The 22,552-nt window shown below is 52.0% G+C and carries 16 protein-coding genes; 11 read left to right on the top strand and 5 right to left on the bottom strand.

Translation table 11 applies throughout. The features are described 5' to 3' along the window. Positions 1-28: 28 nt before the first annotated feature. The gene (locus KJS63_RS11210; RefSeq protein WP_213619218.1) at positions 29-1,279 is read right to left on the bottom strand and encodes an ArnT family glycosyltransferase; all 1,251 of its coding nucleotides are present in this window, start codon (positions 1,277-1,279) and stop codon (positions 29-31) included. 375 nt (positions 1,280-1,654) lie between these two features. Here KJS63_RS11210 and KJS63_RS11205 point away from each other — a divergent pair, with 375 nt between their 5' ends. The 8 genes from KJS63_RS11205 (at position 1,655) to cydC (ending at position 12,154) form a co-directional block, all read left to right on the top strand. After that, positions 1,655-2,479 carry an ABC transporter ATP-binding protein gene (locus tag KJS63_RS11205; protein ID WP_213619217.1) on the top strand — a complete coding sequence of 275 codons (825 nt, stop codon included), beginning with the start codon at positions 1,655-1,657 and terminating at the stop codon, positions 2,477-2,479. Positions 2,480-2,482: 3 nt separating this feature from the next. Beyond that, complete coding sequence (locus tag KJS63_RS11200) at positions 2,483-4,126, top strand: ABC-2 family transporter permease (protein WP_213619216.1); 1,644 nt, start codon at positions 2,483-2,485, stop codon at positions 4,124-4,126. Positions 4,127-4,337: 211 nt separating this feature from the next. Continuing rightward, complete coding sequence (locus KJS63_RS11195; RefSeq protein WP_213619215.1) at positions 4,338-5,321, top strand: hypothetical protein; 984 nt, start codon at positions 4,338-4,340, stop codon at positions 5,319-5,321. Positions 5,322-5,412: 91 nt separating this feature from the next. Continuing rightward, entirely contained in the window at positions 5,413-5,862 is a 450-nt protein-coding gene (locus tag KJS63_RS11190; protein WP_244862570.1) for a nitrous oxide-stimulated promoter family protein, read from the top strand. Between the two features lie 323 nt (positions 5,863-6,185). Then, the gene (locus KJS63_RS11185) at positions 6,186-7,589 is read left to right on the top strand and encodes a cytochrome ubiquinol oxidase subunit I (RefSeq protein ID WP_213619214.1); all 1,404 of its coding nucleotides are present in this window, start codon (positions 6,186-6,188) and stop codon (positions 7,587-7,589) included. Further along, positions 7,576-8,592 carry a cytochrome d ubiquinol oxidase subunit II gene (cydB, locus tag KJS63_RS11180; RefSeq protein ID WP_213619213.1) on the top strand — a complete coding sequence of 339 codons (1,017 nt, stop codon included), beginning with the start codon at positions 7,576-7,578 and terminating at the stop codon, positions 8,590-8,592. Before KJS63_RS11185 ends, cydB begins: the two co-directional genes overlap by 14 nt. Continuing rightward, entirely contained in the window at positions 8,592-10,325 is a 1,734-nt protein-coding gene (gene cydD / locus KJS63_RS11175) for a thiol reductant ABC exporter subunit CydD (protein WP_213619212.1), read from the top strand. The genes cydB and cydD overlap by 1 nt, the downstream gene beginning before the upstream one ends. After that, positions 10,322-12,154: a thiol reductant ABC exporter subunit CydC gene (cydC, locus tag KJS63_RS11170; RefSeq protein WP_213619211.1), complete on the top strand. Its 1,833-nt coding sequence runs from the start codon at positions 10,322-10,324 to the stop codon at positions 12,152-12,154. The genes cydD and cydC overlap by 4 nt, the downstream gene beginning before the upstream one ends. A 298-nt stretch (positions 12,155-12,452) precedes the next feature. On the opposite strand, the gene KJS63_RS11165 is transcribed toward cydC, so the two are convergent. From KJS63_RS11165 to KJS63_RS11150, 4 genes are all read right to left on the bottom strand, one after another. After that, entirely contained in the window at positions 12,453-13,598 is a 1,146-nt protein-coding gene (locus KJS63_RS11165) for a mannitol-1-phosphate 5-dehydrogenase (protein WP_213619210.1), read from the bottom strand. Further along, complete coding sequence (locus KJS63_RS11160; protein WP_213619209.1) at positions 13,595-14,032, bottom strand: PTS mannitol transporter subunit IIA; 438 nt, start codon at positions 14,030-14,032, stop codon at positions 13,595-13,597. The genes KJS63_RS11165 and KJS63_RS11160 overlap by 4 nt, the downstream gene beginning before the upstream one ends. Positions 14,033-14,052: 20 nt before the next feature. Next, positions 14,053-16,164, bottom strand: a complete 2,112-nt coding sequence (locus KJS63_RS11155; protein ID WP_213619208.1) for a BglG family transcription antiterminator — start codon at positions 16,162-16,164, stop codon at positions 14,053-14,055. A gap of 72 nt (positions 16,165-16,236) precedes the next feature. Continuing rightward, entirely contained in the window at positions 16,237-17,712 is a 1,476-nt protein-coding gene (locus KJS63_RS11150; RefSeq protein ID WP_213619207.1) for a PTS mannitol transporter subunit IIBC, read from the bottom strand. Positions 17,713-18,083: 371 nt separating this feature from the next. Here KJS63_RS11150 and KJS63_RS11145 point away from each other — a divergent pair, with 371 nt between their 5' ends. From KJS63_RS11145 to KJS63_RS11135, 3 genes are all read left to right on the top strand, one after another. Next, a complete protein-coding gene (locus KJS63_RS11145) occupies positions 18,084-18,680 on the top strand; it encodes a biliverdin-producing heme oxygenase (RefSeq protein ID WP_213619206.1) in 597 nt (198 codons plus the stop codon). Positions 18,681-18,742: 62 nt separating this feature from the next. Continuing rightward, positions 18,743-21,310 carry a diguanylate cyclase domain-containing protein gene (locus tag KJS63_RS11140; protein ID WP_213619205.1) on the top strand — a complete coding sequence of 856 codons (2,568 nt, stop codon included), beginning with the start codon at positions 18,743-18,745 and terminating at the stop codon, positions 21,308-21,310. Between the two features lie 135 nt (positions 21,311-21,445). After that, positions 21,446-22,456: a LacI family DNA-binding transcriptional regulator gene (locus KJS63_RS11135; protein WP_213619204.1), complete on the top strand. Its 1,011-nt coding sequence runs from the start codon at positions 21,446-21,448 to the stop codon at positions 22,454-22,456. Positions 22,457-22,552: the final 96 nt, after the last annotated feature.

Here is a 22,552-nt window from a genome sequence, read left to right as displayed (position 1 = left end):
AGTATGAACTTCGGTATTGAAATAAAGCTTACTCTGTAAGGGCTGGAGCCGGATTGTTCCGTCCTTTCAGACGGGTGTAAATCCATTTCACAAGGGCGACTCCAATAACACAGTCCAGAATGATAATGACCGGCATTGCGGTGTAGTTATATCTGAACTCCGGTACGAACAGCAACCGGATGAGCGACATGACTACGACAGCGGAAGCAAGCAGGAATTCCGGCTTGCGGAACCGGCGTGCACAGCCGACCAAGGCAACCAGGAAGAATAACACAAGACATTGGTGGAACAGATTTCGGATTGCGTACGGGAACACGGAATAGTAAGGCTTGTGCCCGGCTCCGAAATACATTTTGCCATAGATGTAATCAAGCTTTCCGATCGTGTACCACTTAAGGAATAGTCCCGGTTTCTGTGTAAAGCCAACGTATAGGCGCTCCTTGGCCACTTCCATCTGGGTCTTTCCGTGGCGGTCCACCATGCCATCCAAATAGTTGTTGTAAGGATAAGTGCCTGCCGCAAACGGATTAACCTGGGTGGCAGCAATAACGACCTGCTTCATGGTCACCATGTTGCGGATAATCCACGGGGAGAGAATAATTCCAGTCCCCACCAAGGTGATGATGAACAGCTTGAGTGTTTCCTTCCACTTGCGTGTCCAGAGGAAGTAGATTCCGTGAAACACAAAGATCAGGGGAAGGAATTCCGGCCGGGTAAGTATCGTGAGTCCGATTAAGGCACCGCTGGCCACGGCCCATTTCCAGGTCTTCCTCTCAAAGGCGATAATCTGCACATAGTAGTAGGAAACCAGGAGGAACGTACACAGCACCTCGGTAAGCACGGCCCCGTTGCTCCAGATGAAAGAAGGATAGATTGCGCCGGCCAAGGCGGTCAGCAGCCCAGCTGCGGTGCCTCCCATTCTTCTCGCTAACCGGTACATGAGAAAGAGCGTAAACAGGCTGAGCACAACCTGGATATAGCGGATGTATGGAGCCGGATCGTGGGTCTTGTAATCTACCAGCTTATAGACGGCTGCCATAAACATAGGGAGTCCCGGGGATACCTGGGCGTTAGGCTCGGTGCTCCGGTAACCATAGACCCCTTTCTCAAGGATTTGTCTGACCATAATGTCATACTGCTTGGTGTCTGTAGCTATGTTGTGCTGAACAGACCGCAGAAAATCAATTCTCAGATAAGCAGCAAGAATGAATATGACAATAAGCGCAATAAGAACAGCGGGTTTATTCCCTCGATAAGTTTTGGACCAGAAAGATGGCATCAGGATAGTACTCTCCCTTTCTCATATGTAGTATATTGACGCAGAAAATTGTGAAAAGTTGCTATTGCTTCCATACTCTTAGGAATGTCTATAGAAACGTACGTCCAAGCCGGACAAATTGTTACAGTCAAAGAGATGAACCCAAGTATTTCAATGATTTAAATAATAGAATAGAAACTCCCCAACAATAGCAACCGGGCAGCACATCATCATCCCTGCGCGTACCCCATCTAGAATAGTATAAAGGTATAGGGGGAATACGCCAACTGCCGGAGCCTTACTACAGGGGAGTGAATTTGTTAGAGGTCATGATATACTTAATGTCAGGTAGAAAGAAATGGCAAAATAGGTAGACGAATAGGGAGGGGCTGCAACATGGGGAATTATAGAAGCACTGGGCCGGACACACCGCAAGGAGACGCTGCCACACCGGTTATTCGCATACGCGATCTTCGGATGAAGTACGCGGACAGATACGTGCTGAACGGTGTTGACCTGGAAGTGTCCAGGGGGCAGATTATTGGATACATAGGGCCGAATGGAGCTGGCAAAAGCACAACGGTCAAAATTATGCTGGGGCTGGTGGAAGGTTATACCGGACAGGTTGAGATCCTGGGCACGGATATTGCAAGTGGGGATATCAGCTACAAAAGCAAAATTGGATATGTCCCTGAGATTGCTGAAATTTATGACACACTCACCGCCAGGGAATACCTGACTTTTGTTGGAGAATTGTACGGTCTTGACCGGGAAGCCGCAGATATAAAGGCTGCGAGGCTTGCCGAGCTCTTTGGATTGAGGGATGCGTACAATTCCCGGATCAGCTCGTTCTCGAAAGGCATGAAGCAGAAGGTCATGATTATCTCCAGTGTTCTGCACAACCCGGATATCCTGTTCCTCGACGAGCCGCTGAGCGGTCTGGACGCGAACAGTGTGATTGTGCTGAAGGAGATGATGTCCCTGTTCGCTGGACAAGGCAAGACCATCTTCTATTCCTCACATATCATGGATGTGGTGGAGAAGATCAGCAGCCGGATCATCCTGTTGGGAGAAGGGCGGATTCTGGCGGACGGGACTTTCGACGAACTGAAGGAGCGGAGCGAGGAAGGGTCGCTTGAGCAAATTTTCAATCAGCTGACTGGCTTCAATGAACACAGGCAGATCGCGGAAGCGTTCGTAGCTGCCGTGCAGGAGGCGTAAGGGATGAGGGAGAGCCGTATATTGAGGGGGCTTGATCTGTTCCGGGGGGCGTTTGAAAAGGCGGGTGTCGACTACCCGATCATGAGATCGATCCTGCAGGTCAAGCTGACCATGGATGGCCGCCGAGTGCCAACGATTATAGCTGGTTCAGCCAAAAGGCAGGCCAGCGAGAGCAATCAGCCGGAAGGCAACGCGTTTCTTCGCTCGCTTTGGGTCTATGGGCTGATGGGGCTGATTCTGGTCATGTTTATGATGATGCCCAGCAATTATATTTTTCAGATGAGTCTGGTGTTCGGCATTCTCATGTTTCTGGTTATGACTTCGATGATTTCGGATTTCTCATCCGTTCTATTGGACATCCGGGATAAGACAATCTTGTACACCAAGCCGGTGAACCGTAAGACCTTGAGCATGGCGAAGCTGATCCATATTTTGATTTATATGTTTTTTGTGACCGGCGCCTTAGCAGGGCCAAGTCTGCTGGTGGGCCTGGTCAAGTACGGAGTTGGCTTCTTCCTGATCTATTTGGCGGATATTATTCTGATGGATATTCTGATTGTGGTCCTGACCGCGGCCCTGTACCTGGTGGTACTGAAGTTCTTTGACGGGGAACGTCTGAAGGATGTGATCAATTATGTTCAGATCGGCCTGTCCATCGGAATTACCGTGGGCTATCAACTGATCAGCAGGTTGTTCAATTATGTGAACTTCGAGGCCCAATTCCATCCGAAATGGTGGCAGTTCATCGTGTTCCCTGTCTGGTTCGCCGGCCCGTTCGAGCTGCTGCTTCGGGGGGATAGCCGGAGTTACTTTGTAGTGTTTACACTGCTGGCGGTTCTGGTGCCGATCCTGTTGCTCTTTGTTTATATCAAAATGATGCCGGCATTTGAGCGAAATCTGCAGAAGCTCTCGGATCAGAGCGTCCGTTCACGGAAAGCGGGAGGCAAGGTGACGGATATGCTGGCCAAGTGGTTCAGTAGAACCCGGGAAGAGCAGATCTTCTTCCGGTTTGCGGTCAAAATGATGAGCACTGAACGTGATTTCAAGCTGAGGGTGTATCCGACGCTGGGCTTTTCGATTATTTTTCCGTTTATTTTCTTCTTTACGTTTACGCCTGAAGGGGGCACTCAGGCTATTCCGTCAAGCAAGATGTACCTGTTCATTTATTTCTGTGCGCTGCTGATCCCGACCGTGGTGATGACGCTGAGGTATTCGGGTAAATACAAAGGGGCTTGGATCTACAAGACCGCGCCAATTTCTAATACAGCCCCTATATTCAAGGGGACGCTTAAAGCTTTCCTGGCACGGCTGGTGCTGCCGATGTTCCTGGTGGATAGCATCATTTTCATTGCCGTTTTCGGGGTGAGAATTCTCCCTGATCTGGTGGATGTGCTGCTGATGCTGCCGCTCTATACGCTGATCAGCTTCATGATCTTCCGCAAAGCGCTGCCCTTCTCGGAAGCATTTGAGACTACGCAGCAGAAGGAAGCGATGCTCACCATTCCGCTGATGGGGCTTCTGGGAGTGTTTGCGGGGGTTCATTATTATAGCACCACAATTCCTTATGGTGTTTATATCTATATGGCGTTGCTGGTTGTGCTGAATGTGGTGGGCTGGAGATGGGTGTTCCAGAAGAGTTTGAAGTAACGATTATTAGGTAAAATATAGTGATTCTCGCAAGGGCCGTCCTGGTTGGGGCGGCCTTGTTGCTGTGCAGTTATATCCAAATTCGGGTAAATTCCCAACTTTTTGAAGGCTGTTATTGTTATATTTTTATAATAAAAATTTATAGGAGGAGTCTAATGCATACTGAGAAAACTATGACCGTAAATGGTGATGCAATGGAGAACCTTTCCTGATGAAAATAACCCGTCATATCCTATGGCTAATCCTCTCGCTAGCGGGGCTGCTCATGCTGGCTGCTTGTAACAGCCCGGGAAAGCCCTATTTATCCATTCTCATTACCAACGGTGAAAATGAAGGTATGAGATCTCATGTCTATGAGTATGACCTGAGCACACGCAAGACTGCTTTGCGCGGAGAGTTTAAGTATACGGCGCAATATCCTCTGGGGATTTATGATGCGGTTCACAACAAAATTTTTTACATTGCAAGAAATGGAGACGGCAAGTCAGATCAGTTGTTCTCTATGGATTTGAAAACCAAGGAAACGAAGCAGTTGACAACGAATCTGTTTGCGGTGAATGAGCTGTTTGTTAGTGGGAACGAAGTGATTCTGGCGGCTGCATCCAGGTTATCGAAGGATAACCATATCAAGCCGATAGCCAGTTATAATATAGACACGAATAAGTTCCGTTTTTGGTGGGACCCGGATAAGGATGACACAACGGTTTTCCTGCTGAAATACAATTCTTCTAAGGATAACTTTGATGTGGCTTTATATTCATGGGGGGATTTCTTTCATAAGCTTGAAATAGCTAATGAGAAGCAGAAACCGTTAGTGCCTCCAACTTATACAGTATATGAATATGAACCAGACGGGACACGAAAAGAAGCTCTCTTTACAACAAAGCAGGAATTGGGTTTTTACGCTTTATCTAATAAGAAGGATGAAATCATTTATTCAAGTGCTATAAATATAAATAAGCCGAAAACAGTAAAAATCCATGATCTTAAGACGGGTAAGGAGCAGCCTTTTACTGTATTCAGCACAATCAGCAACCTGTACTATGAGCCGGACGATCAAGCGCTGCTGGTGTTGGGCATTTATCATGATCAGAGGGGAGTATACCGGTATGACCGGACTACCCAAAAAGTTGAACAGGTATTGCTGGAACCGGAGAAAAGCTATATTAATGATTTTCAAATGATGACAAAGTGATCAGTCCATACCATTGTTGCCAGGATCACAGCGCCCCTTCAGATAAGCCGTTACAATGCGGGTAAGAACAACCTTATCAGAGGAGGAGCTTATGGATAACAATCAGGGTACAATGGAACCGCATGTGCGTACATGGGAGCAGACGGTGCGAAACGTGCAGGTGAGAAAGGTGGAGAATCAAGGGCCAAGGATCAAGCGGGAAAAGCTGACTGTCAGCTTCATGATCGGCCAGTACTGCTCCGGCCACCATTCCCGCGAAGAGCGTAAGCATGCTGCCAGCAATGACAAACAGGTGATTAAGCTGTGCTGGGATTGCTATTGCCTGCATCAATATGCCATGAAGCGGCTGGGTCTGTGCCAGTTCGGGGAGAAGAAGACGACCTGTGTGGAGTGCCCGGTGCACTGCTATAAGCCTGCGATGCGGAACCAAATCAAGGAGGTCATGAAATACTCCGGCCCAAGAATGCTCCTGAGCCACCCCGTGCTGACCGTATGGCATCTGCTGGACCAAAAAGGGGACAAACGAACGCCATCTTCCTAAGGGACCGGACAGATTTCCGGGCAAGCTAATTTGAAGTGGTGGAATAGGATACAGGCAGGCTGCCGTAGACCATGGTTCTGCGGACGGCCTTTTTTGTGCTGTTTCAGATGGGTTGCAGCCGCAATTTGAACCCGACACAGTAATAACAATACTTATGTGATTTCTGTCACAAATATGCCTGATTTGGGCTGATGAATGTGATAAAAGTCACAAAATTACAAAGAGGCTTCTGCGAAAATAGTGACCAGGATCACACGTGAGGCATCAAGATAGGCATTATTAGCTATTCACGCACAACAAAATTCGGAAAGAGGGAAAGAGGAATGGATACGTTACTGCTTGCACGCATCCAATTTGCTGCAACCACAATTTTTCACTTCTTCTTCGTGCCAGTATCCATCGGATTGGTCGTAATGATTGCGATCATGGAGACGATGTACGTAGTCAAAGGCAAGGAAGAATACAAAAAAATGGCCAAGTTCTGGGGGAAGCTGTTCCTGATCAACTTCGCGGTTGGGGTTGTGACCGGGATTCTTCAGGAATTCCAGTTCGGGATGAACTGGTCGGACTATTCCCGCTTCGTCGGAGACGTGTTCGGAGCACCGCTTGCGGTTGAAGCGCTGTTCGCGTTCTTCCTGGAGTCGACGTTCATCGGGCTTTGGATTTTCGGATGGGACCGATTGTCCAAAAAGGTGCATCTGCTCTGCATCTGGCTGGTGGCGCTTGGAACCACCATCTCCGCATTCTGGATTCTGGCCGCCAACTCCTTCATGCAAAGACCGGTGGGTTTCACCGTGAATAACGGCCGGGCGGAGATGAACGACTTCTTCGCGCTGATCGGCAACGGCCAGCTGTGGGTGGAATTCCCGCATACCGTGCTCGGCGCCTTCGCTACAGGCGCATTCCTGATTACAGGCGTCAGTGCTTACAAGATGCTGAAGAAGCAGGATACCGAGTTCTTCAAGAAATCTTTTAAAATCGCGGTGATTGTCGGGTTGGTATCCTCCTTCCTGACGGCCATCTATGGTCACCAGCAGGCTCAATATCTGGTGAAGACCCAGCCGATGAAAATGGCAGCGAGTGAAGGCCTATGGGGTAAAAGTGGTGATCCGGCAGGCTGGACGGTGATTGCTTCGATTGACCCGACCACCAAGGAGAACAAGTACGAGCTCAAGATTCCTTACCTGCTGAGCTTCCTGTCTTACAGTAAATTCAGCGGGGAAGTCAAAGGCATGAACGAGCTTCAAGACGAATATGTGAAAACCTATGGGCCGGGCAACTATATCCCTCCTGTACGCACCACATTCTGGAGCTTCCGCATCATGGTTGCCGCAGGCAGTCTGATGATTCTTCTCAGTGCTTACGGTGTATATTTGACCGCACGCAAACGCTTGGAGCGCTCGGGCAAATGGTACTGGCGGGCCATGCTGTTCAGCATTTCACTGCCGATCATTGCCAATACGTCGGGCTGGGTTATGACTGAATTTGGCCGTCAGCCTTGGACGGTATTCGGGCTGATGCAGACCAAGGACAGCGTGTCGCCAAGTGTGACTGGCGGACAGGTGCTGTTCTCGCTCATCGCGTTTTGTTTGATCTACGCCGCTTTGGCAGCTGTGCTTGTATATCTGTTTGTCCGTGCGATTAAGAAGGGTCCGAATGCGGAAGAGCAGACGGAAGCCCCTGTACAGGATCCGTTTGGTAAGGAGGATTACCATGCTGTCTCTTAATGAACTGTGGTTTATTCTGGTAGGTGTGCTGTTTATCGGGTTTTTCTTTCTGGAAGGTTTTGACTTCGGGGTTGGAATGGCGACCAAGGTGCTGGCGAAGAACGATATGGAGCGCCGCGTGCTGATTAACTCCATCGGTCCGTTCTGGGATGCCAACGAGGTGTGGCTGCTGACTGCGGGCGGTGCGATCTTCGCGGCCTTCCCGAACTGGTATGCCACGATGTTCAGCGGTTACTACACTCCGCTTGTTGTACTGCTGCTTGCATTGATCGGGCGCGGGGTGGCCTTTGAGTTCCGGGGCAAGGTGGATTCATCCGGGTGGAAGAAGACGTGGGATATCGCGATCTTTGCAGGCAGCTTCCTGCCGCCGTTCCTGCTTGGGGTGGTCTTCTCCGGGCTCATCAAAGGTCTGCCTATCGATCAGCAGATGGAGATGAAAGCCGGGTTGTTCGATATGGTGAATCTCTATACGCTAGTAGGCGGTCTCGTGGTTGTTCTGCTCTGTTATGTTCATGGGCTTCTGTTCACTGTGCTTAGAACGACAGGTGAGCTTCAAGACCGTGCCCGCAAGCAGGCTAAGACCGCGTTGATTCCGCTGGCTGTGCTGCTGGTGCTGTTCGCAATATTGACCTATACGATGACGGATGTGTTCGAAGTACGCGGAGTTCCGTTGGCCATCATGGCAGTACTTGGACTCGTGGCTTACCTGCTTGCCGGATACTTCATTTCCCGCCGCCGGGACGGCTGGGCCTTCGGGATGACCGGAACGGTGATCGCTTTGTCTATCGCCTCCTTGTTCATCGGACTGTTCCCAAGGGTTATGGTCAGCTCGCTGAACAGCGCGTTCAGCCTGACCGTGGACAATGCGGCATCAGGACATTACTCGCTTAAAGTTATGACGATCGTGGCCTTGTCGCTGCTGCCATTCGTGCTGGGCTATCAAATCTGGAGCTATTTCGTGTTCCATAAGCGGGTTCACGAGAAAGAACACCTGGAGTACTAATGGGGCGAGAGCTGCTGGGACTCAAGGGCATACGGCCAGTCATGGCAGCGATGGCCGGCCTGACGTTAATCCAGACTATAGCAATTATCCTGCAGGCGAAATGGCTGGCGGAGACCGTCTCCGCCCTGTTCGCCGGGGAACCTCTGCAGGAACAATACGGTACAGCCGTGTTGTTCCTGTCTGCTTTTATCGTGCGTCAGCTCACGGTCTTGTGCCAGCAGTCCATTGCGGCAAGATTCGCAGAGGTGACGGGCACCCGCCTGCGCAGCCAGCTGATGCAAAGGCTGTTCCAGCTGGGACCGCGTTATGCGGGTGAGAACGGCACGGGAAGCCTGGTCACGCTGGCACTGGAAGGTACGCCTAAGTTCCGCAATTACATTGAACTCGTGCTTCCCCGTATGCTGGCTGGCGGGTTCACCCCGGTTCTGATCCTGGCGTATATCTACACCCGGGATACAGCCTCGGCGGTGATTCTCACGATCACGATGCCCATCCTGATTGTCTTTATGATTCTGGTTGGGCTGGCGGCAAGAAAACAGACGGACAAACAAATGAAGTCCTACCGGGTTCTGTCCAACCATTTTGTCGATTCTCTGCGCGGCCTGGAGACTCTTAAATTTCTTGGGCGCAGCCGGGCCCACAGCAGCACAATAGCCAGCGTCAGCGACGGCTACCGGTCAGCCACAATGAAGACGCTGCGCACCGCATTTCTGTCCTCCTTCGCACTTGACTTCTTCACGATGCTCTCTGTGGCCTCGGTGGCGGTCAGCCTGGGGCTGCGGCTGGTGAACGGAAGCATGGTGCTGGTTCCGGCACTGACCGTTCTGATTCTGGCACCGGAGTATTTCCTGCCTGTGCGTATGGTAGGTGCCGATTTCCACGCCACTCTGGATGGCAAGGAGGCCGGCCAGGCGATGCAGGCGATCATTGACGGGAAGTCCGCGGAAGAGCTTAGCGGGAAGGAACAGTTGAAGCCGGACTATACCTGGAAGCAGGACAGCAAGCTGGTCCTGAAAGGGATTGGCGTCACCCGGGGGGAGAGCAGCCAGCCTTCCCTGGAGGGAGCTGAGCTTGAGCTTCGCGCTGGCTTGAAGGTAGGCATCATCGGCGAGAGCGGAGCCGGCAAGTCCACGCTGATTGATGTGCTGGGCGGCTTCCTCCGCCCTACGGACGGGCATATCGAAGTGGACGGGCAGCGTCTGGATTCGCTGACAGAAGCGGCGTGGCGGAAGATGACGGTGTATATTCCGCAGCAGCCGTATATTTTCAGCAGTACGCTGGAAGAGAACGTGAAGTTCTATACCCCTCAAGCCTCCAGAGAGGATGTGGAGCGGGCTGTGGAGTCGGCCGGTCTGTCTTCCCTGGCAGCGAGTCTGCCTGGAGGATATGAGGAAATGATCGGCGGTGGAGGCCGCACGCTGAGCGGCGGACAGGAGCAGCGGGTGGCGCTGGCACGCGCATTCCTAAGTGACCGTCCCATCATTCTGCTTGATGAGCCGACAGCCCATTTGGATATTGAAACCGAGTATGAGTTGAAATCGACAATGCTTGAGCTTTTTGAAGGGAAAACCGTATTTCTGGCTACCCACCGTCTGCACTGGATGACAGAGATGGATATGATTGTGGTTATGGATCATGGAAGAGTGGCCGAGGTGGGCACTCATGAACAATTAATGCATAAGCGCGGGGTTTATTATTCGCTTGTAAGAGAACAGGAGGAGGGGGCAGCATGAACCGGGAAGGCTGGCTGATGCCGTATATTAGAGCCCATATGGGGCGTTTCATCATGATGATCATCCTTGGGGTGTTGACGGCGGCCGCCGCCTCTATGCTGATGTTTACCTCAGGATTTCTGATCTCCAAGTCGGCGCTTCGGCCGGAAAATATTCTGTTGGTCTATGTACCGATTGTCGGGGTACGTACTTTCGGAATCAGCCGTGCCGTACTGCACTATGTTGAACGCCTGGTGTCGCATGATGCTGTGCTGCGCATCCTGTCCAAGATGCGGGTCAGACTGTTCCGCGTGCTGGAGCCGCAGGCCTTGATGCTCCGGTCCAAATACCGGACCGGGGATATTCTCGGCCTGCTGGCCGATGATATTGAACAGCTGCAAAATGTGTATTTGCGCTCGGCCTTCCCTGGCGCAGTCGCGGTTGTCATCTATTCGGGAGTCATCGCGGCGCTGGGCCGCTTTGACAGAGGTTTTGCGCTGATGGCGGCCGCTCTGCTGCTGATTCTGCTGGCGGGCCTTCCGCTCATCTCCCTGATGATGACAGCCCGGACGCAAGTAAGGATGAAGCAGGAGCGCAGCCGTTTATATCAGCGGCTTACGGATGCCGTGATGGGGCTGGGCTCGTGGGTGATCAGCGGCCGGGCCGGCGACTTCCTCGCCTCTTATGAGGAGGATGAGGCCAGCATTGCCCGGGCAGATCGCGCACTGAAGCGCTGGGCCCGAATTCGCAATCTGATTGGACAGCTCATTGTTCTTGCGGTGGTGCTTCTGATGATGACCTGGTCAGCCAAACAGACAGCAGCTGGCCAGATGGATGGGACGTTCATCGCAGCCTTTACGCTGGTTGTCTTCCCGCTGATGGATGTGTTCCTGCCGCTCTCGGAAGCCGCAGAGCGGCTGCCCGGGTACCGCGATTCGCTGAACCGGCTGGAGCAGATCGGCGCCGGCTCCTGTTCAGACAGCCGGACAGAGGAAGCCCTGAAGAGCCGCAGCTCTCAGGCTGCCGAGCAGCACCGCGAGCAGGGAGCTGCGGATCGCTCATGGAAGCAGGGCAGCCGCATGGCCTCCGCCGACATCCGCTTGGAGGATGTGAGCTTTAGCTATAAGGGGAACACGGAGGCCGCCGTTCACGGGCTGTCCCTGGAAATTCCGCAGGGCAAGCGGGTTGCCGTCATCGGCCGCAGCGGCGCGGGCAAGTCCACGCTGCTCGGGCTGATTCAGGGAGCGTTCAAGCCGGATTCCGGCACCGTGCGGATTAATGGCACGGACGCAGCTGATCTCGGGGAGGATATTCCCCGGATCATCTCCGTGCTGAATCAGCGGCCGCATCTGTTCGACACGACGCTGGCGAACAACATCCGGCTGGGCCGGGTCTCCGCCACGGACGAAGACGTCCGCCGGGCGGCTGAGCAGGCCCAGCTGGCAGCGCTGGCCGGGACCCTGCCCGGCGGCTATGATACGCCGATGCGGGAGATGGGCCAGCGCTTTTCCGGCGGGGAGCGGCAGCGGGTGGCGCTTGCGCGCATTCTGCTGCAGGATACGCCGGTGGTCATCCTTGACGAGCCGACCGTGGGACTTGATCCGCGGACAGAGCGCGAGCTGCTGAAGACGATTCTGCGGGAAACCCACGGGAAGTCGCTGATCTGGGTCACCCACCATCTGGCCTTGGCAGAGAGTATGGATGAGATTATCTTCATGGAGGGCGGCCGGATTGAGATGAGAGGCACGCATGCCGAGCTGATGGAGCGCTATCCGCGCTACCGGAACCTGTACCGGATGGATCGTCCCGGGTACGCCTTGGAAAGGGAGTTGGCTAAGGTTGGCGGATGAGATGGGACAACAAAATCGTGTGCTTTGGGAGCACCTGCTGCTGCTAACTTTAGATAGACTCCTCCCAGCACCAAAAAACTAAGCCGCCAGGACAGGAGAGAACTCCCGCTGGCGGCTTAGTTTTTTGATGTTATCAGTTCAATATGACGCCCTTCCCTTGATGAACGCCCAAAGGCGGGCATGGCCTCTAGCACATGATAAGTTGTAGTGATAGCTCTAGCAATAGCTGCAGGTGTTATACCTATACGCGCAGACTTCATGCTCCAGACAAGTGTCCATTCCATCTGCCAGCCTGCTGCTATCCTAGCTGCTGGTACATCTTCACAATATCCTCATGGAGCGGCTGGTCCGCGGAGATGGCTGTATATTTGGTTACCGTCTCCCCGATACCGAGCTCGCGGATAGAGGATTGAAGTTCGACCGCTTCCGGGTCCTCGGCATAGTCGAAGTGTAGGGCCGCGCCCATTGCTGCCGTCAGCTGCTTCGGCCGGATGCCGTATTCCAGCGCCTGCCGGGCAGGAGAGACGAGACGGTCATTTGGTGACAATTTGCGGATTGGCGAACGGCCAACCCGGACAACCTCATCTGTCAGGGAAGGGTTGCGGAAGCGGTCCAGAATTTTGAGAATGTATTTCTGATGCTCAGCTTTATCGAAACCGTGTTTGGCGACCAGCATGGCACCGGTCTCCTCTAGCACAGCACGCACCTTTCCTTCGACCGCTTCATCCGCCATGGCTTCCTGAATGGTGTTGTAACCGGCGAGGTATCCGAAATAAGCAGCAGTGCAGTGACCTGTGTTCACGGTGAACAGTTTGCGTTCGATATAGGGTTCCAATTGGTCTACATAATGGACGCCGCCGACTTCATGGAACCCTTCAATCATCTGGGAGCGGTCCACGACCCATTCATAGAAAGGTTCGACGACAACCTGGAGCGGGTCCTCATGATGCTGCAGCGGCACGATGCGGTCCACAGCCGCATTCGGGAATGCGATCAGCGTGTCTGCCTTCGCGCGTGCTTCTTCACCAAGGTGGGCATATACATGCTCCTTGAGCTGGGCACTCCCTCCGATGGCATTCTCACAGGCAATCACGTGAAGCGGGCGGGCATTTGGGCTCTGGAGCCGGAGCTCAATGCCTTGGGCAATGCCCTGGGCAATATGTTTCAGGATACCCACACCCACAGCTGTAGTCACCAGGTCCGCTTCCGCCACGGCTTCGGCCACCTGTTTCAGATTTTTGCCGTCGATGGCTGTTACGCCGGTAACCGGCAGGGCATCCTTAGCGTCGTTCGCCAAGGTTACGGTATATTCCCCGCGCCGTTTAAGCTCTGAGACAAGCGTCTCATTCACATCTGAGAAAATCACTTCATACCCGGACTGGGATAACAACAATCCGATAAAACCTCTGCCGATGTTCCCTGCACCGAAATGGACCGCTCTCATTCTTCCATCCCGCTTTCAAAAATCTCGATAATTTCTTCGGCACTGCCTGCATTCTTAATGCGCTCAACATTCTCGTCCTCCGAGAAGATCATGGCCACATTCGTCAAAATATCCATATGTTCATTGCCTACCGCAGCAATGCCGACCAGGATGTAAGCTTTCTCGCCATCGCTAAATTCAACTCCGTCTGGGATGACCACAACCGAGAGTCCGGTAGATGTAATCAGACTCTTGGCTTCCTTGGTGCCATGGGGAATCGCAAGTCCGCCTCCCATATAGGTTGAAAGGGAATCCTCCCGCTCGATCATGGCGTCCAGGTACGGTTCAGAGACATGACCCGCATCCACAAGCAGTTGTCCGGCGATCCGGATGGCTTCATATTTATCTTTTACGGTCACGTTTAACTTGATTTTATCTGCAGATAGAATACTCATGATGGTTCTCTCCAATCTTGTTATCTTTTATTCTCGAAAAAATGCAGCAGTTCTGCCGCCATGTATTGCTGAATATCGCCCTGGCTCCCCGTCTCCAGCAGCCGGGTCATTTCCGGCTTTAGAAGAAGCGCGCTGATTTCGCTCAGCACCTCTAGGCTCTCTTTGGAGAGGTGCTGTGGGCCAAGCATAATCAGCAGCTGCTGGACGGTGTGGGCATGCTCATCTTCAAGCACCAAGGGTGTCTTCAGTCTGAACAGCGTGAAGGACGGACGGTGAATGGATGCACTGCGTGTATGAAACAACGCAAGGGATGTATCCGGGATAACCAGGCTTCCGAGCTGTTCCCGTTCGATGAGCCGTTTGACAACTTGCCCGGGATCACTAAGTACCTGGTCCTTATGAAGAGCTGCACAAGCCAGGCTGAGCGTCATCTCAAGCCCAAATGACGGGTTATTCAGTTGATAAATTACAAATTGGTCAATCAGTCCGATGATTTCGTTTAGTGTGGTGCTTAGTGTTTTAAGCTGGCTAAGCTCTTGGCCGGATGCCAACGGAGTGAAGCCGGTCTCTTCCACGCTTGGAGCCGTCTTGCGGACGGGGGCTGAAATCTGGATGTAATCCTGGAGCCGCTCTATATCCTCAGCCGTAAGCAGCGGGGTAAGCTTGATATACCGGTCCGCCTCCAGAGGAAGATCGACCGTGGAAATGATCAAATCGTAGTCTTCTTCCGGCAGCCGGGCGGCTTCATACCAGGAGACATTGCCGAGCACCTCGATCTGAGGCATCTCCTTCTTAATCCGGGTGGCGAGCAGCTTCGATGAGCCAATTCCGCTGCTGCAGACCAGAATAGCCCGGACACTGCCAGCAAACTGTTTCAGTCTTTCCATGGAAGCCCCAAAATGCATGACCAGGAATCCAATCTCCTCGTCCGGAATATTCACGGCAATGTTCATGTCGTCCACCACCAGGCGGACGGATTCAAACAGCGCTTCGTAATCCCTTTTAATCTGTCCAAGAAGAGGATTTCGCACCCGCTCGCCCCTGCGAATCCGATGTAAGGCCGGCTCCATGTGACCGAGCAGCCCTTCACGGAGTGAGCGGTCCTCTACGAAGGGGATTCCCGTCCGCTGCTCCATCTTGGAGATAAGACGCTGAACCATAGTCATCAGAGCAGCATCTACGGACGTTAAATCCTGAGCAGGGGAAGACCTCTCCGCCTTGCTGAACAGGTGGTATAGATATAGAGTCTCTTCCTGCCTGTGCTCCTCAGGGATAAGATCCGACAGGGGGGAGGATCTTAAGATATAATCAGCTGCCATTCGGCTTCTATCTTCAGGTCCCGCGGCAGGAGCCTCTCCGGCAGCAGAGGGGCTGACAGAACCCCGGGAGGATAGGGCAAGGACAAACTTTCCTTCTTTGATCCGGGCTAACGCTACTGACAGTTCAATCAGCAGGTGGGTATACGCGGACTCGGGCAGTTCTTCAAGCCAGTTCTCCCCTGCGGCCCACAGTGCATTCTCCACGTTCAGAAGGTCGCTCTGACCCGCCATCCGCTGAAGCTGCCGGGTCAACGCATTTTGGGAGGAGCGGCTTGTATGACCGAACAGGTCCGAATAGTCCAGATGCTCCGAGATGAGCTTGCCGATTGCCTGCCTCTTGGCCTGCTCGGTTCCTGTAATTTCCACGCCATACCCTCTGCGGCGGACCAGCGAAAGATTGTTCTTGCTGATCCAGGTCTCCAATTGATCCAGGTCATAGCTGATGGTTGCCACAGCCACATTAAGATCATGGGCCAGGGAGAACAGCTTTATAGGCTCGGTTTCGTCCAACAGGGTGCTGAGGACGAGCCATTTGCGCTCTTCCGTGGAATATCTGGTCAGAGCGGAGGCATTCAATTCCTGTAAGGCGGCTTGGTGCTGATCAGGACTTCCGGTTACCTGGAAACCCCGCCCGGATTTCTTCTCCAGCGGGAGGCCCAGATCTGTCAGAAGCTGCTCTACCCCGGACATTTCCCGGTGGACGGTTCTCGCGCTGACACCAATCTTGGCGGCTATTTCCCCCGCCGTTACTTCTTCCTGGCGATTAAGCAGAATTTCAAGTATTTGTCTTTGCCTGGGAGTCATACGGTTCATAGGCATGCACCTCGTCAAAGAGGGATAAACGCCGGCTTATTCAGCCAGCGCTTGTTGAATTTGAAAGTATTGTTATTTTTTCAGTCGCTCGACGAGCTCGTCGTATTTCGGACTTTTCAGGAAGTTCTCGATGGAAATATGCTCGGCGTTTGGATTCTGTCCACGGGCCCGGTCGGTTAGCGACTGGTGTGTCACCACAATATCCGCATCCTTAGGGATTTCACTGATTGCTGTGTTGGTAACAGCCACATCCACCCCGGCCGCTTTCAGTTTCTTTCTAAGCACGGAGGCTCCCATTGCACTTGAGCCCATACCGGCATCACAGGAGAAGACGATCTTCTTAATGTCTCTGTGTTCTGCAGCAGAGGAGGTCTCAGCGTATACTGCCGTATTCTCTGTGCGGCTGCTTGGTACAGCTTCAGCTACTGCGGCTGCGGCTGGAGCTGGAGTGCTGCCAGCGCTCTTCATTTCGCGCATTTTGGCCGCTGCTTCTTCCAGGTCTTCTTCCTTGTTCTTACCTGTCTTAAGCAGCAGGGCTGCCACTACAAACGATACGACGGTTGCCGTAAGCACCCCGCTCAGCACCGGCAGCAGGCCACCCTTTGGAGCCATGGCGATATAAGCAAAGATGCTGCCCGGTGAGGCTGTAGCCACAAGTCCTGCGCCAAAGATGGTGAATGTAAAGGTTCCCGTTACGCCGCCGGCAATGGCAGCTAGAATCAGGCGCGGATTCATCAAGATATAAGGGAAATAGATTTCATGAATCCCGCCAAGGAAATGGATAATCGCTGCGCCTGGAGCTGATTGCTTGGCTGAGCCCCGGCCAGCCAGCATGTAGGCCAGCAGGATTCCTAAACCTGGACCCGGGTTCGATTCCAGCATGAACAGAATCGACTTGCCTATCCGCGAGGATTCCTCAAGCGCAATAGGACCCAGCACGCCATGGTTAATCGCATTGTTCAGGAACAGCACCTTGGCCGGCTCGATGATAATGTTGGCCAGGGGCAGCAGCCCTGCGTGAAGCAGACCTTCAACGCCAGCTGCCAGCGCCTTGCTGATCACTTCGACAACAGGGCCGATGCCCAGGAAAGAGCCGATGGCAAGAATAGCCCCGATAATACCCAGCGAGAAGTTGTTAACAAGCATCTCGAAGCCGGATTTGATCTTGCCTTCGACGGATTTGTCGAACTGCTTCAAGATCCAGGCGGAGATAGGGCCGACAATCATGGCCCCCATAAACATAGGGATGTCGGTACCCACGATGACTCCCATGGTTGTTACGGCTCCGATGACACCTCCCCGGGTGTCATGAACCATTTTCCCGCCGGTATAACCGATGAGAATCGGAAGGAGGTAGTTGACCATCGGACCAACCAGTTTGGCCAGCTGTTCGTTGGGGAACCAGCCAGTTGGAATAAATAAAGCCGTGATAAGACCCCATGCGATGAAGGCGCCGATATTCGGCATGACCATCCCGCTGAGGAGACGACCGAAGCGTTGAATTCTTACCCGCATGCCTTGGGACGAACTTTGGTGAGCAGTATCCATGTGAATCGGATCCCCCTAATTAAAAAGTAGTGTGGTTTTGAGGTGAGATTCCTCACATCATCCTCACAACAAGCGTAAATCAGAGCGCTTACATCATCAACGAAAGGAAAACCTGATCACGTCATGAATAATGTTGACAAGATTTAATAAATCAATCCGCATATTAGCTGCGTCTCCGGTTTGAATAGGAGGAGACTACCGTTGCACCACGGATTTTTCGGCAGAGCAGACATTTCTTGCTCTATAACCTGTAAGGTAATGTAAGGGAAAATATGAAATAATAATTAGGACACAGCACTAAGTTTTGTTATGCTGTTATATGTGTGGAAATAGTAATAGATTCATAATTAAGTAGGGGAGGTCTTCATTTCGTGAGTGCAAATATATTGACCAGATTGAAAGAAGAGACGGCACCCTATCATATTCAGACTGAACAGAACCCTTACGCTTCCGCGATCACTGGCGGAACGATTACGATTTCGGAATATCAGACCTATCTGGAGAAATTCTATGGCTTTGTCAGACCTGTAGAGGAACAACTGGCGGGCCATCCTGCTTGGAAAACCTATAATTTTGACTTTGAAGCTACCCGCAAGGCGGGCCTGTTAGAGAAGGATCTTGGTAACCTTGGACTCTCTCCTCAGGAACTGAAGGCGCTTCCCGTGTGTCCTAATCTTCCTGAACAGGGCTCCTTTGCTCAGGCGGCTGGCGTGATGTATGTGCTTGAAGGCTCTATTCTTGGAGGACAGATGATTATTCGGATGCTGAAGCCGATTCTGCCTGTGGCTCCGGATACGAATGGCCATTACTTCAACAGCTATGGAGATAAGACCCGGGACAGGTGGAAGGAATTTCAGGGGCTGCTTCTTCAGCTGGCGGGCACGAAGGAACAGGAGAACGAGATGGTGGAGGCGGCTAAAGATACGTTTGTAAAGCTGGATCAGTGGTTTAAACCTAATGTCGGATAAGACGAATTGTAGATATCGAGAATACCTGGAACATGAACATGTAACTGGGGGGAAGCTTTTAAATGGGAAATTCCAAAGAACCTGCTTCAAATGATCTGCTTAACCGTACGCTCCTAGCTCAACAGGGGGAGTATATTAACGGTAAAGTGGATTTGACCAATTGTGAGAAAGAACCGATTCATATCCCCGGAATGATTCAGCCCCACGGTGTGCTGCTGGCAGTGCTTCAGGATGACACAGGGTCTGTGGCGCAGTGCAGCCGGAATACGGATGAGATCTTGGGCATCCCGGCGGATGAACTAATAGGGACCTCTTTGAAGTCTCTGATTGGTGAGGAGCAGCTTAGTCTTGTATTCGGAACAGACTTTAGAGAGGATCCTATTCAGCTTCATTACATCAATTTATCCATTGATGTCCGGGGCGAACTGAAGCCCTTCAGCGGGATACTTCATGAGAGCGAGGGTATGGTTATCCTGGAGCTTGAGCCCGTTACTTCTGGGGAGGCGGGGCCGGATGTCCATGACTTTGAGTGGATGCAGTCTTTCTTCGGCAGGGTCAAGCGGACGTCAAACCGCAGAGAAGCCAGCCAGATTGCCGCCGAGCAGGTTAGGGACATTCTTGGATATGACCGGGTGATGATCTATGAGTTCGACGAGACTTGGAACGGGAAAGTGATTGCAGAGGCCAAGAATCCTGAGCTCGATTCCTACCTGGGCCATCACTATCCTGCCAGTGATATTCCAAGGCAAGCCCGTGAGCTGTATCTCCGCAATTGGCTGCGCACCATTGTGGATGCGGGGTATACTCCTGTGGACATTGTCCCGGCGAACAACCCGCTTACGAACAGGCCGCTGAATCTAAGCCTGTCCATACTCCGGAGCGTATCGCCTGTCCATCTTGAATATATGCGGAATATGGGCGTGGGCGCTTCTATGACCATATCTCTGATTCATGACAATCAGCTGTGGGGGTTAATCGCCTGCCACCATCGCTCGCCTAAATATGTCCCGCATCGTCTGCGGAATTTATGCAATTTCCTGGGGTCGTTCCTCTCCAGTGAGCTCTATCAGCGGCAGCAGCTTGATGACTATGATTCCGAGCTAAGATCCAAAGCGCATCTTAACCGGATTGTGGGAATTTTTATCGGAAATACGGCGGCGTCCCAGATTCTAGAACAGCTTCATGAGGAGCAGGTGTCCCTGCTTAAGATTATGGATGCATCAGGAGCGGCTGTCTTCTATCAAGACAGGCTGGTTCTGTTCGGCCGGACGCCTACTCAGGAGCAGGTCAAGGATCTTGCTGTTTGGATGTCCCATAGAGCTGTAGACCTGGACTATCATACCTCAAGGCTCAGCCTTGAATATGAGCCTGCCCAGAGTTATAAGGATGTGGCTTCAGGGGTTGTGTATCTGAGCCTGTCCCAGAATCACGAGAATTACATCATGTGGTTCAGGCCTGAAGTTGTCCAGGTTGTGGAATGGGGCGGTGACCCCGCCAAAGCGGTGGTCCAAGGGGAGGACGGTATTCGGCTCTCTCCACGGAAATCCTTTGAGAAATGGAAGCAGGTTGTAGAGTCTACTTCTGTGCCTTGGAAATCCAGGGAGCTTCGGGCACTGCCGGATCTGAAGACCATTGTTCTGAAGGAAACGGAGAACCAGCTTCGCCAGGCGGAAGAAAATGCGTTAATCAATCTTCGCATTTCCCGGGAGAACGAGAAGCGCTACCTGCAGCTTATGGAGACCTCTCCGGTCGCTTTCTTTGTCGTCACCGGGGGGCAGATTGTGTATTATAACCAGATGGCCTCAGCATTGTTCCGTGCACCTGAAGAGAAAGGGATAGGGCTGGAGAAGACTGAATTCATGAGTCTGGTTCACGAGGAATCGGAGTCAGAGGTCCGCTCATATGTGATGGGGTCAAGTGATTCACTGTCCCCTATGATTTCTATACAGGGACGCTTCCGCCTTCTTGATGGCTCCTCCCAAGTGCTTGAGATGACGATGGCGCGGGTCATTTCCCAGGGCAAAGATGCGTTGTTTGTAATTGCCAGGGAACGGGAAGACCGGGAAACGCTAGACAGCATCACCTATATGGAGGTATCAGAACAGCTGCAGAATTTTCTAACTACGGATGCGGTGACAGAGCTTCCAAATCTCGGATATTTCGAGGATGCGCTTAAGGAAGAATGGGGCAAGGCGCCGGCCGGTGCATCGGCTTCACTTTTAATCGTGGATATTGATAATTTTAAGTTGTACAACGCCATGTTCGGGCTGCAAACAGGTGACTTATGTCTCCAGTGGGTTGCTGAGGTTGTGAATGCGTATGGCTCTCAGCATGGAACTTTCACAGGACGATATATTGGCGGCAGCTTTGCCATGTACGGATTTGGGGACGAAGCCACCGGCGCTCTAGAATTGGCGGAGCAGATCCGCAAAGGGGTGCTGGAGGTCCAGATCCCGCTTAACATGCCGGAGCTTGGGGAATTCATTACAGTCAGTGTGGGCTTGGCAACCTCCGCAGTTTCAGTGGACGTGCAGCCGGATGAGCTGGTCCGGACTGCCGAAAGGGCTCTCAGGCTGGCTAAGAATGCGGGCAAGAACCGGGTAGTTGATCTGGCTGCACCTGATGTATAAGATGTGGCGAGAGGGGACTCCTTGAGGGATTGGTCCCCTTAGCCCATACAGCGTCAGAAGAACCGGTTGATATTTTAGGATCAAAAGATACAATAGAGTTGATTATATTTTAAGAATGGTAGTGATGATGAAGTAATGGTATCCATCAAAGATGTGGCTAAGCGTGCCAATGTGTCTATATCCGCGGTTTCCAAAACTCTTAACGGGTATACCGATGTCAGTGAGGCAACGCGGAGGAAAGTGATGCAGGCTGCACAGGAGCTGAATTATTTCCCGAATATGCTGGCCAAAAATCTGAAGCACAAGGTGACCAAGACTATCGCGCTGATTATCTCTAACTTTGAGCAGACCAACGGGAAAGATGGCGTGTTATTTCAGATTATGTCCGGGATCTACGGAGCCGCGAATCATTATCAATATGAGGTCGTTATTTACACACGCAGCTTGTCGGAGCAGCAGGATAAGTCTTACTGGCAGTTCTGCAAGGAGCACAAAATCGCCGGGGTGGTGATCTCAGGCCTTAGGACAACCGACCCGTACTTCCAAGAGCTGGTGAACAGCGATATTCCTTGCGTGGTCATTGATGCGGAAATTGTAGGACCTCATGCGGGCTCAGTGATTACGGATAACGTGAATGCGGCCAGAGAAGCAGTAAAGTTTCTAATCGGCAAGGGACACCGGCGGATCGGAATGATGAACGGGCATAAGTTCGCGACGGTTAGCATCCAGAGACAACAGGGTTACAGAGAGGCGCTTGAGAATGCCGGTATTGAATATGACCCGAAGATTGTGATTGAAGCCGATTACGCGGAGGAACTGGCTTACGAAGCAACTGAAGATTATCTCAAGGCCAATCCACATTTGACGGCTGTATTTATTGCGAGTGATCTGATGGCGATTGCTTTCATGAGCAGATGCAGGGAACTGGGTATTCGAATCCCGGAGGATCTTTCGGTTATGGGCTTTGACGATATTATTTTGTCAAGCTATACCACCCCAAGATTATCCACCGTCAGACAGGATTTTTACGGAAGCGCATACTCTGCTTTCGAACAGGTCATTCACATGCTGGAAAAGAACGAGCCAGGTTATCAAAAAATTTTACCTTTCGAAGTTGTTGACAGAGAGTCCGTAAAGATGCAATAATGTACTCGAAAACGTTTTCGACCAACGCTATATTTTTTTACTTAACTCGAAATCGTTTTCGATCTTTTTTATTCATTTCGAAAACGATTTCGGTTA

This window comes from Paenibacillus sp. J22TS3 (genome assembly GCF_018403205.1).
Taxonomy (GTDB): domain Bacteria; phylum Bacillota; class Bacilli; order Paenibacillales; family Paenibacillaceae; genus Fontibacillus; species Fontibacillus tuaregi.
Note: the sequence above shows the minus strand (reverse complement) of the source record. Positions and strands in the feature narration are given on the sequence as shown.